This is a genomic window from Tunturiibacter lichenicola, assembly GCF_051013355.1.
GTDB classification, from domain to species: Bacteria; Acidobacteriota; Terriglobia; order Terriglobales; family Acidobacteriaceae; genus Edaphobacter; species Edaphobacter lichenicola_F.
Window position 1 is genome coordinate 2456126 of the sequence record NZ_CP132944.1, and the last position, 12013, is coordinate 2468138.

7 protein-coding genes are annotated in these 12013 nt (G+C 59.0%); 1 reads left to right on the forward strand and 6 read right to left on the reverse strand.

Annotation, left to right across the window (positions count from 1 at the left end; all coding sequences use genetic code 11):
* Positions 1–352 precede the first annotated feature (352 nt).
* Entirely contained in the window at positions 353–4813 is a 4461-nt protein-coding gene (locus tag RBB82_RS10575) for a choice-of-anchor D domain-containing protein (RefSeq protein ID WP_433975092.1), read from the forward strand.
* Between the two features lie 28 nt (positions 4814–4841).
* Here the strand turns inward: RBB82_RS10575 and RBB82_RS10580 are convergent, their stop codons facing one another.
* The 6 genes from RBB82_RS10580 to RBB82_RS10605 all read right to left on the reverse strand — a co-directional run bounded on the left by RBB82_RS10580 (position 4842) and on the right by RBB82_RS10605 (position 11986).
* The gene (locus tag RBB82_RS10580) at positions 4842–6035 is read right to left on the reverse strand and encodes an NAD(P)/FAD-dependent oxidoreductase (protein WP_433975093.1); all 1194 of its coding nucleotides are present in this window, start codon (positions 6033–6035) and stop codon (positions 4842–4844) included.
* 121 nt (positions 6036–6156) lie between these two features.
* Entirely contained in the window at positions 6157–7461 is a 1305-nt protein-coding gene (locus RBB82_RS10585; RefSeq protein WP_433975094.1) for a class I SAM-dependent rRNA methyltransferase, read from the reverse strand.
* A gap of 645 nt (positions 7462–8106) precedes the next feature.
* Positions 8107–8778 carry an aspartate/glutamate racemase family protein gene (locus RBB82_RS10590; protein WP_433975095.1) on the reverse strand — a complete coding sequence of 224 codons (672 nt, stop codon included), beginning with the start codon at positions 8776–8778 and terminating at the stop codon, positions 8107–8109.
* 14 nt (positions 8779–8792) lie between these two features.
* Positions 8793–10292: a hypothetical protein gene (locus RBB82_RS10595; RefSeq protein ID WP_433975096.1), complete on the reverse strand. Its 1500-nt coding sequence runs from the start codon at positions 10290–10292 to the stop codon at positions 8793–8795.
* 105 nt (positions 10293–10397) lie between these two features.
* Positions 10398–11201, reverse strand: coding sequence for a tetratricopeptide repeat protein (locus RBB82_RS10600; protein ID WP_433975097.1), 804 nt, complete (start codon positions 11199–11201; stop codon positions 10398–10400).
* A 2-nt stretch (positions 11202–11203) separates the two neighbouring features.
* Positions 11204–11986 (reverse strand): hypothetical protein, encoded by a 783-nt coding sequence (locus RBB82_RS10605; protein WP_433975098.1) that lies wholly within the window; start codon positions 11984–11986, stop codon positions 11204–11206.
* Positions 11987–12013: the final 27 nt, after the last annotated feature.

Genomic DNA, 12013 nt, shown 5'->3' on the forward strand with positions numbered 1-12013 from the left:
CGCTCTTGAACGGATTGAAGAGGTGGCCGAAAGAGTCACCGCAAACTTCAGGTGACGGGATTCATGAGAGATTTCTCATCCCGTTCTGGTATCTTCCTCTTTACTTCTCCAGCTCTAGCGTTGACTCATCCGATGCCTGCCTGCAGCATCAAGATAGATGGTTGCGCACGCCGGATTGCACGCTATGGGCCTGATAACACCTTCTCAACTCGCGCGCTTTGTACGATCGCCGCTTCGACGAACATCGCCCCGCTTTCTCCTGGTCGGCTTTTGCCTTGCTTTAGTTTGCGTAGGCAGCGTTGACGCTCAGCTGATCTCAGCCGCCGAAGTAGGTAGCCATGATATTGCTACGATGGCGGCCGCTCCAGCACACGCGATTAGGGCCCGCCGGTTTCTCGGCGGGCGTACTCTTGCGGGATCGGTCTCCGCTGCGAAGGCTATGGATGCTGCTCGTCAGCAACATGCTGCGATGATGACGCAGGAGGCGGCGTCTCCGGAACTTTCAAGCCTTGGGACGCCGTGGCAGCCGGTCGGACCGAACCAGGTTGCCAGTCTCGCATACGGCAATGTCACGGGCCGCATTAGCGCGATCACAATTGATCCGACGGACGCGAGTGGCAACACGGTGTATGTTGGGACCACCGGAGGCGGCGTGTGGAAGTCGACCAACGCAGCCGGTCCGACGTCGGGTGTGATCTTCAGGCCTCTCACGGACACGCTGCCGGTCTTCAATGCAAATGCCGGCACCTCAGCGATTCCATCGCTCAGCATCGGAGCGATCAGTGCCAATGCGGGCATTGTGCTGGCCGGCACAGGCGATCCAAATGACGCGACTGATTCATTTTATGGCAGCGGTCTACTGCGCTCCGCTGATGGCGGAAGCACCTGGACGCTCATTCGAGAATCTCAAGATACCAATGTCTCCGCAGACAATCACTCTTTTGTTGGGCTTGGATTTGCTGGATTTGCGTGGAGCACGAAGACATCGGGGACCGTTGTTGCAGCGGTATCCCAAGCTGCTGAAGGTGTACTCGTCAATGCAGCGAGCGGCGAATTTAGCGTTATGGGACTTTATTATTCAACTGATAACGGCCTCACATGGTTGATGTCCACGATCATGGACGGTAGCCAGGTCGTGCAGTCTCCAGCGTTGAGTGTCGGAGACTCTGGTAGAGCGGCAACGGCGGTCGTCTGGAACCCAATTCGCAAAAGCTTCTACGCAGCCATCCGTTATCACGGTTACTATCAATCGGCGGATGGCATTACTTGGACACGTCTGATCAATCAACCTGGAACGGGGCTTACACCGACAGCGTGTCCAACTGCCCACGGGACGATTGGTAGCTCCTCATGCCCAATCTTCCGTGGCGCTTTGGCTGTGCAGCCAAACACGGGCGATATCTTTGCACTAACGGTAGACAGCGGTAACGTCGATCAGGGGTTGTGGCAAGATGTTTGTTCCCTCTCTGGAACGAGTTGCGGCAATACGGCGGTTACCTTCGGCACGCAGCTGAACTCGTCGCCGATGGAAGTTGGCAACGGTAGCAGCGTCATTCAACAGGCAGACTATAGTCTTACCCTGGCTGCTGTGTCCTCAGGGTCTAGCGGGCCGACGCAGGATACGCTTCTATACGCAGGGACAATTGATCTTTATCGCTGTTCACTCGCTGCAGGGTGTGTGTTGCGCGATACTACAAACGCCGTGAACGGATGTGCCGCGCCTGCGCAGGTCGCGCCGTCGCAACATGCTATCGCGACGCTGGCTACCTCATCGCAGCCACTGATTTATCTGGGCAACGATGGCGGACTTTGGCGATCAATAGATGGAGTTGACGAACAGGGAACGCCTTGCTCTGTAGAGGATGCGACTCATTTTCAAAATCTGAATGGTGGTTTGGGGTCGCTCGCGGAGGTCATAAGCTTCGCGCAGCATCCAACGGATGTGGGAACGATTCTCGTGGGGCTCGGTGCGAATGGCACTGCTGCTACCTCCGCGGCAACCACTGCAGCATTGTGGCCGCAGATATCTGCGGGGGAAGGTGGCACCGTTGCTATAGACCAGACCAATCCTTCACTATGGTACGTTTCGACTGGCGCGGGCGTTAGCATTCGCCAGTGCGCCAAAGGCACGGCATGTACATCTGCGGACTTTGCTGGATCACCTACTATCGGTGCTGTACAAGTCAATAGCGACGAGTCCCTAATCGATGCGCCGTGGATCCTTGATCCGGCCCTCCCTTCGGACGTTCTTGTCGGTACTTGTCGAGTGTGGCGCGGGCCTAGTGGCAGTGGGTCTTCTTGGTCGTCGATAAACGCGATCAGCAGATTGCTTGCTGGCCCCCAGAATGCATCTTGTGTCAGCACAAACCCACTTGTGCGTTCTCTCGCGGCAGGGGGCCCTGCCAGCAACGCGTCTGCGTTGCAGAATGCAGGATCGACAGTGCTCTATGCAGGGATGGCTGGCTCGCTCGACGGAGGCGGCAGTTTTGGAGGTCATCTTTTTTCCACGACAATGGCAGCCACTGCGGATAACGCGACAGTGTGGAACGATCTCGCGACATCGCCTGTTACGAATGGTCAGGGTGCAGCATTTAATACGGCGGGTTTTGATCTCTCGTCGCTTATGGTGGATTCTCATGACACAAGTGGAGAGACGATCTACGCAACGGTGATGGGCTTCACGGGGAACGGTATCGGGGCAACGCATCTGTATCGCTCAATTGATGCTGGTGCGCACTGGATTAACGTAAGCAGCAATTTGCCCAATGCTCCGGCAAACAGCGTAGTCGTCGATCCGAATGACGCGAATACTGTTTATCTTGCTATGGATACTGGCGTTTATGTCACGACAGGCATCACGACGTGCGCGACCGCTAACTGTTGGAGCGTGTATGGTATCAATTTGCCGAACGCACCAGTGATCGCGCTAGAGGCGGCGCCCTCCATGGCGACCGGAGATGGCCGAACGGGCGAACTGAGGGCAGCGACCTATGGTCGAGGCCTGTGGCAGATACCGCTGTTGACGGCTGCAACCGGAGCGCAACCGGCGATGAGCTTGAATCCCACAGCGCTCACTTACGCCCCGCAGTCGGTTGGTACGGCTAGTCCATCGCAGATGATTACAGTTACAAATACAGGGTTTGCTCTGCTCACTGTGAGCGAGGTCGCCGTGTCGGGCGACTTCGATGAGACCGATTCCTGCATTGGCGTGTCAATCGCAGTCGGCGCGACATGCACAATTCAGATCAGTTTCTTACCGACAGCTACAGGGCCTCGGGGCGGTCTTCTGACGGTCTATGGAAATGTTGCTGGAGGACAGGCCACCGCACCGCTCTCGGGAACAGGATCACCCGCCGCTGCGATTGTTCTTACTCCACTGACGCTCAACTTTCCTTCGACCACGATCAACTCCACCAGCGCAGTCCAAAATATAACCATTTCAAATATTAGCAATGCTGCAGTTGCCATTCGGTCGGCGAATATTGCCGGCGGAGACTTCAAGATTACGGTCAATACTTGCGGGCCTAGCCTTGGGCCAGGCATCGGATGTACCGTAGGTCTCGCTTTCACTCCGACTGCTTCTGGAAATCGTAGCGGAACTCTCACCGTGACTGACGGCGCAGGTATGCAGACGGCTTCGCTCAACGGAGCGGGGACATCTCCCGCCACGGATTCACTCTCGCCGCTGGCACTTACGTTCGGGCCGCAGCAGGTCAATACCACGAGTGCCTCACAGCAGATTACGTTAACGAATACAGGGGATCAGCCTTTGACGCTTATCGCCGCGCAGATCACGAGTGGGGACTTCACCGTAGTCAATGCCTGCGGCAATTCGCTGAACCCTCACTCTACCTGCTCGATTAACGTCGCGTTCGTGCCGAAGAATGTGGGTGCCATCAGCGGCTCGCTCGCAGTCTCAGATCAATACCGAACCCAGACTGTCGCGCTGAACGGGATAGGTGTAGCTCCACCTGGGCTTTCGCTTGCCCCATTCTCGATGGTCACTTTTCTTCCCACTGGTGTCGGTGTTCAGTCGTCTACGCAGATTGTCACGTTGACCAACAATCGCAGTATCCCGCTTCAGGTGCAAAGTATCGCAGTAACCGGAGATTTTGTAATCTTGCCCGGCGACAGCACCTGCGGCATCACCGTGGCGATCGACGCTGCATGCACGATGCAGCTTGCGTTTGGTCCGACAGCAAGTGGTCCACGTTCTGGTACTCTTACGGTTACAGATAGCGATGGGAGTTCGCCGCAGACACTGACGCTTACCGGTACGGGTGTCGATTTTCAACTAGCTACAAACGGGATTCCCAGCATCACCATCACGAATGGCCAGAACGCTGTTTTCCCGTTGCTGCTTAGCTCTGCTGCGAACGTTCCCGGCTCCGCAACGTTCACCTGCACGGGAATGCCGGCGAACTCGACTTGCAATATCACTCCCTCTACTGTTTCGCTCGGCACTACAACTACGGTTTCAGTTACTGTGTTGACCGGGGTAGCCTCGGCCACGCCTTCTTTCCGCTCTGCAGCAACGGGACGACGGCCGCTTTTGTGGTTCGCAGTGCTGTCTCCACTGGGTTTCTTGGCATTGGGTCGAACTCGCCGTGCAGGGCTCGCTGGTTTCGTCGTACTGTGTCTGCTGCTTTCAGCTTCGGGATGTGGTGCGGGTCGCACAATTCCTTTAGCGGATGGCTCCAATCCAAATCCGCCACAGGGCCCGGTTACCGCTCCCGGAACTTATACTGTTGTCGCATCGGCTGCGAGTGCAGGCCTTACACGCAGTGTCAATCTCACGCTGATTGTTCAATAGGATTTATAGGAGAGCGTGGCGGGAGGTTTTAGACAGCTAGGCCCGCACTGTAGCCCGAGGCCCACGCCCATTGGAAGTTATAGCCGCCGAGCCATCCGGTCACGTCTACGACTTCGCCAATGAAGTACAGCCCGGGTACCTTGCGGCTTTGCATCGTCTTTGCATCCAGCTCTGCAGTGTCTACGCCTCCGACTGTGACCTCGGCTTTGGCGTAGCCTTCTGTGCCAGCCGGTGTTACCTGCCATGTATGAAGCCGCTGCTCCATGGCGTCGAGAGAGGCGTTAGTCCAGTTATCTGGCGTGTTGATTGCAACCCACCGCTCTGCCAGTCGGGCCGGCAGTACAGAACGCAACGCGGCTACTGCACCAGCGACATCACGTCGCGCATTGCGCAATCGCAGAGGAGCCATCAAGTCTACGCTTGGTGCGAGATCAATCGCCACGGTTTCACCTGGCTGCCAATAGGACGAAACCTGTAGAATCGCCGGACCGCTCAACCCGCGGTGAGTTATCAGGAGCTTCTCGCGGAAGGTGCCACGAGTCCGTTTTGCTCCGCCGGAGGTGACTACCTCCACGGAGACTCCCGCCAGATCGCACCACTGTTCGCGGTCCTCAGCGCTGAAGATCAGCGGAACGAGACCGGGCTTGCACTCCACGATTCTCAAGCCGAACTGTTCGGCGAGGCTGTAGCCGAATCCTGTTGCACCCATCTTTGGGATCGACAGGCCGCCGGTCGCGACGACAACGGCTTCAGCTTGCCAGGAGGAGTTTGTCGTCTGTATCAGGAAGTGCTCTTCTCGCGTCACTGAGGTGACTTTGGCGCTGATGATGGTTTGCACGCCTGCGTCGGTGCACTCCCGCTCCAGCATAGTCACGATGTCCATGGCCGAGCGGTCGCAGAAGAGTTGTCCGAGCGTCTTCTCGTGGTAGCGGATGCCGTGTCTTTCGATCATGGCGATTATGTCTGAAGGAGTGAAGCGGGCGAGTGCGGATTTTGCGAAGTGCGGATTCGCTGAAAGAAAGTTTTCTGGGCGACAGTGGATGTTTGTAAAGTTGCAGCGGCCACCACCGGAGATGAGGATCTTCTTTCCGACTTGCTCGGCATGATCGAGCAGGACCACGCGACGTCCGCGTTTTCCTGCTTCGATGGCGCACATCATTCCGGCTGCGCCTGCGCCGAGTATTACGACATCAACCTTCTGCACGTTCGGTTTCGTTGCCATGCCTCTTTTGTTTGGAGCTTTACTGCTCGCTGATTCTGGATTTGTTTTCAGGTTGGTTGCGTCTGTACCAACGGGTTTCGCGGAGAGTGTTTTGATCCGCTTCATTTTTCTCAGCTTTTTCTTACCCCACCCGGCAGATGAGGCACTTGAGGTAGCTGGTCTCGGGGAGGGTTAGGATCGCGGGATGGTCGGGGGCGGCACCCCGGGTCTCGAGGAGTTGGACGTGGCGGCCGGCGTCGGTGGCGGCGGCGGAGACGACCTCGGTGAACTCCTGCAGGGGGACGTGGTGGGAGCAGGAGCAGGTGACGAGGGTTCCGCCGGGGCGGAGCATCTTCATGGCGCGGAGGTTGAGCTCCTTGTAGCCGCGCATGGCGCCTTCGGCGGCGCGCTTGGACTTGGCGAAGGCGGGTGGATCGAGGACGATGGTGTCGTATTGCTGTCCGGTGGATTCGTACTCGCGGAGGAGTTCGAAGGCGTCGGCTTCGATCCAGTCGACCTGGGCAGCGAGGCTGGGGTTCAGGTCGCGGTTGCGGTCGGCTACCTCGAGCGCGCTGCGACTGGCGTCGACGCCGGTTACTTGGCGGCAGTTCTGGGCGAGATGGATGGCGAATCCGCCCTGATAGGTGCAGATGTCGAGGGCGTTTCCGCTGGCGTATCGGGCTGCAGCGGCGTAGTTGAGGCGCTGATCCAGGAAGGCCCCTGTCTTTTGGCCGGAGCCTGCGTCGAAGTGAAATTGCAGGCCGTTGATGGTGAATATCGTGGTGAGTTGTGGTGATTCGGTGGTGTTAGCGTGCAGCGGACCCGGGGTTGGCGGGGCGAGTTGTTCGAGTTCGCGGATCTTTGGGTCGGGGCGCTCCCAGATAGTGATGCCACCGGTGTCGGGGCGGAGGCGCTCGCGGAGGACTTCGGTGAGGAGTTGGCGGACGTCGTCTTGCGCGGTGCCCTGGGTCAGGAGTTGGAGGGTGATGAGGTCGTTGTAGCGGTCGGCGACGATGCCGGGGAGGTTGTCGGCTTCGGAGAAGATGAGGCGGTGGGCGTCGTTCTCCATGGACTCGGGTGCGAGTTCGTCGCGGAGGGCGAGGGCTGCGTGAAGCCGCTCGCGTACCTGCTCGAGATAGGTGGTTCGGGGTAGTGCAGCTTCTTTTGAGACGATCCTGACGGCGATCTGCGAGGCGGAGCTGTAGAGACCGGTGCCGAGGGGGATGCCTCGGCTGTCCATGACTGTGACCAACGCGCCGGGTGCTATCTCGGTGGCTCCGATTGGGGGTACGAGCGACTCTACGTCTGAGCGATATACCCACAGGTGTCCGGCTCGGAGCCGGTCGGCAGCGCGCCGGGTGATGGCTGCGGCTGGTCCGTGTGGCTGGGCCGCAACGACTCTGGGGGCCCGATCTTCTACTTTTGTGACCATACTCAATGGTCGCATAGGTGCTCAAGACCCCTCCCCCTCCCCCTAAAGGTATCTTGTACGGAAGTCTTTATTTTTCAACTGTTTGGCGTGATCGTGCGTTCATAAAATATTGATTCTAATCGGTTTACCCGCAAAATATTGCAAATAAAGCATTTATGACCCAACAAGAAAAGCCCCCAGTCAAACCGAGGGCTTTCTCTTCTCTGCAGTAAGTATAGCGGTTTGGGGGTAACTTATACGCCACGTGAATGTGCTGGATTGGCGCGGGGATTTGCGGTTTTGGGGCTTGACAGGTTTTGGCGGAGGTTCTGGGTTTAGTTGGTTGACCATGATTTGCATTGAGGTTGGGGAAGGAGTGCGGTTCGCGTTTTGCGCGAATGCCCACATCTCAAAATCGAGATATGGGGCACCCGGTTTGACGGGTAAGATGCGTGACTGTGATGTGATGGTCTAAAACTGCCGTGGACGCCTGATCTGCTTGCGGATGTAAAGATAAAAAACAAAGACGAAATACGGGGGTCTCTCCACTGCGCGGTTCACGATGAGACTGTGAACCGCTTCGGTCGAGATGACGGGTTCGCGGGTGGCGCGAATGCCCACATCTCAAAATCGAGATATGGGGCACTTGGCGTGGTGCGTTTGCAGAAGGATCGGTATTCCTTACGCGATCGCTAACCGTGCAATCGCATCGGCGTGAATGCCTGCACAGTCGACCAGCGGGAATTCAGCAGTCTGTTCGTTGAAGGCCAACGCAAGATCGGTGCCACCAAGCATGATCGCCTCTGCATGCTGGTCCTTGAGCAGGCGGTGGCATGCGGCGTTGAAGATCGAACGCTGATGCTCAGTCACAAAGCCTGATGCGGCCATTGAAACGTATGCCTGATGCACATCGTCCAACTCCGGTTTGGCTGGCGGAATGATCTCCGCAGTAGCGATGCGTCCGTAAAAGCGTGTTTCCATCACGGTGCGAGTTCCAATAATTCCGATCCGTTTGAGCCCGCGCGCTTCGATAGCGTGGCTCACTTCGGCGATCATGTCGATGACGGGAAGCGGGGATACAGCTTTGAAGTCATTGATGCAGAAGTGTCCTGCAATCGATGTGACGCAGACACAGTCGGCCCCTGCCGAAACGAGGCGGTTCGTGAGCCGGGTATAGATGGCCGTTTGCGCGGCTGCGTTGTTCGTGACCAGATTGTTCAGGAGCGTCGGCGTGTCGGCGTGCACGATGGTCAACTCGAGCGTCGCCTTCTTCGTGGCGAAGGTAGAGATCAATCGCCTGTAGTAAAAGTCTGTTGCGGCAGGGCCGATCCCTCCGATAAGGCCAATATGCATCTTTGCCACCTCCATCACCGTCGTTCGGCGTGGTTGTTTTGTTGCGAAGCTTGAGCGATGCCCTGCAAGGTTCCACGTCGGCCTGGAGCCTGTACGAGGGCGGCCTGAAATTCTTTGAGGGCGAGAACGGGTTGTTTTTGCTCGAGAAGCAGATCGCCTAGTTGTTCGCGGGCGGGTAGGATGGGGCCCGGTGTTACGGGCTGCTTTTCGATGGCGTCCTCCTGGTCGGCTGCGGTTCGCAGCAACACCACGGCTTGATGCGGATCACCGCTTGCTTGTGCGGACCACGCCAAGACTTCGCCGGCTAAGACTCCCGTCTGTGTGGACCAGTAGTCGTCACCTGAGGCATGAAGCTGCGTCTCAATCTGGCGAAGCTGGTCGGCCTCTTCGCGTGCTTCTTTTGTATGGCCGGTTCGTGCGAGTCCTAATCCTCTGGACCAGACGGCGATGGCGACGACGGATGGTGGCGCGGCTGAAGGGGGAACGATGTTTGCAGCATCGTTCCATTGTTCTCGCTCGACTGCGTAGCGGATGGGGATGGCGGTGACCGCATAGGCTATTCCGAAGTTGCTCATGTCCGGATTCGGCATGGACTTGATGTCTTGAATGATCTGGCTGACCTCGGCGTCGCGTTCGGTCTGGAGATAGGCGTAGACGAGATAGTCCATTGCGTGAAGCTCTTCTCTGATATCGCCGTGCTGGCGTGCGGCCTGTCTTGAGGCCAGGTTGGACGCGATGGAGTCGTCCCATAAGCCAAGCCGTGTGAAGATGTGAGACGGCATGTGGAGCGCATGAGGCGCTGATGGAGCGATCTGAGCGTAGGCTCTGGCTGCGGGTAGACCGCGTTGGGCGAGCTCCTGACTGTCGCAGGCGTGGATGAGATAGTGGGCGATTCCGGGGTGGTTTGGGTACTCGGCATAGAGCGGCTCTAGAATATTGATCGCCTGTTTTTGCTTTGCGTGCGTCTTGTCGGAGGGAGAGACGTTCGCGAGGATGGCGAGCGCGTAGAAGACCTGGGACTCGAGGTCGTTGGTGTTGTCCTTCGCGACCTTTGCCATGGCCTGCTCGTAGGCGATGGTGCGCATGGCTGGCGTTAGAGCGGCGGATTGCTGATAGAGCACGCCGAGTGCGTGGATGAACTCGCGCTCGCGGTCGGAGTTTGCACCGAGGCGCGTTGCCTCAAGCATCTCCTTTTGTCCGGCGGGAAATGTCTGGGGCGGAAGGCTCGGGGACCATACCGGATGGAAGTAGGTCATCGCTACTCCCCAGTGAGCCATGCCGCATTGTGGGTCCGCTTTGGCGATGCTTTGGAATGTCTGTTCCGCAGAGGTGAAGGCGAAGGAGTGCAGCAGAGCTACGCCGCGGTTGAACTGCTCCTGCACGGCGGGGGCGCACGAGATGGGGAACGAAACTTTGCCTAATTTTTCAGGGGCGCCGTGGTCGTGTGCCTCCTGCGCGGAGGACAGGGAGGCAATGAAGAACAAGCTGACCGCGACTCGTTTAAGACGGAGCATAACTACCTCTCTGGTCTCACCCTTGCGCGGGTGTTTTTTTGCCGCGTGCTCTTGTGGCTTATCGGCCCTCAGTGTACAGCGTGGAGAGCGTGGTTATGAGTTGGGTTACGGGTCTCTGTACTCGCGGCGCTTGAGTTCGCGGAGAGCCTGTTCGTGGCCTTGAAGGGCGGCCTGACGGGTCCAGTGGCGGGACTGGTTGTAGTCGTGCTCGACGCCCTGGCCGATGGCGTAGAGGTGGCCGAGCTGGAACTGGGCTTCGGCGTTGCCTTGATCGGCGGCCTTGCGATACCACGCGGCGGCCTGGGTGTAGCTGAGTGGGACGCCCTGGCCGGTGTAGTAGAGGTCGGCGAGTTTTTGCTGGGCTTCGGGGAAGTCCTGCGTGGCGGCGAGGCGATACCAGTGGGCGGCTTCGATGTTGCTTTGGGGGACGCCTTCTCCTTTGCGATACATGAGGCCGAGGTTGTACTGCGCCCAGGCGAGACTGCTGTGGGCGGCGCGCTGGCACCATGCGAAAGCTTCGGGGAAGTTGTCGGCGGCGTAGTAGCGGAAGCTGAGGTTGGCCTGGGCGTAGGCGTGGCCCTGCTCTGCGGCCTTGCGCTCCCAGTGGGCGGCCTGGGTTTCGTCGTGCGCGAGGCCCTGAGCGGCGTCGTACATGGTGCTGAGGAGGTACTGCGACTCGGCGTGGCCTTGCTCGGCTGCGAGTTGGAAGCCGGTTGCGGCTGCGGTGAAGTTGCCGGCGTTGAAGTCGGTGACGGCCTGGCGGTAGTGGGGGTTGGAGGCTGCGTTGGCGGCGTCGCGGCGGCCGCGGGCGATGATGCTGGAGCGCGTCGGCGAATGAAGCGAGAGCGCGGTGCCGGTGGGGATGTGCTGCAGGCCGGGTTTGGGTCTGGCTTTATCGTCCGTGGACATGTTTATCTTCCATGGGCGCTGATCTGGCGGTCGATGAGGTCGAAGCGTCGCTGGGCGTCGGCGATCTGGTCGCGGAGGTTGGTGGCGAGTTCGGTGAGGAGATCGCGGTGCTCGCGGGCGGCTGTCTCGGCATCGAGGTGCAGTTGAGCGATTTCGCTGGCGAGGAGGGTGTTGCGCTCGGCGTCGAGGGTGGCGATGTCGCGCTGGGCGTGGTGGATCTGGCGTGTGATGCGGAGAAGCTCGGCGGCGGGGCCTTCGCCGGCGATGGAGGCATTGATCTCGCGGTGATCGTCGAGCAGACGCTGGAGGGTTTCGGTGTCGCCGCGGGTGTAGGCCTGATTGGCGCGGGCCATCAAGAGGGTGAAGTGTTTTTGTTCGGCGTCGTCGCGGGCGAAGTCGGGGTGGACGCGCCTGGCGACCTCGCGGAAGAGGGTCTTGAGGCTGGGTGGCGGGTCGAACTCTTCGGCTTCGCGGGCCTCGCTGAATGCGGCGTCGTGGGTCTCCTGCGCACGCTGGCGGGTCTCCTCAGCTCGGCGGCGGGCGGAGTCGGAGTCGTAGAGGTCGACTTCGCGCTCGGCGATGCGGGCTTCGAGGTCGTCGAGCTCGGCGTAGAGGATGCCAACTTGGCGGACGTAACGGCCTTCAAAGGTCTTGAGCTGGGCGCGGATCTGAGCTAGTTCGGATTCGCGCTCGGCGAGCGTGGTGCGGACGGTGGCAAGTTGCTCGCGCTTGTCGAGGAGGAGGGCGTCGTCCGGGGTTTGCTGGAGGATGATTTCGGCTGGCATGCGGCTTCCCGTCAGGGGAAGTTCCAG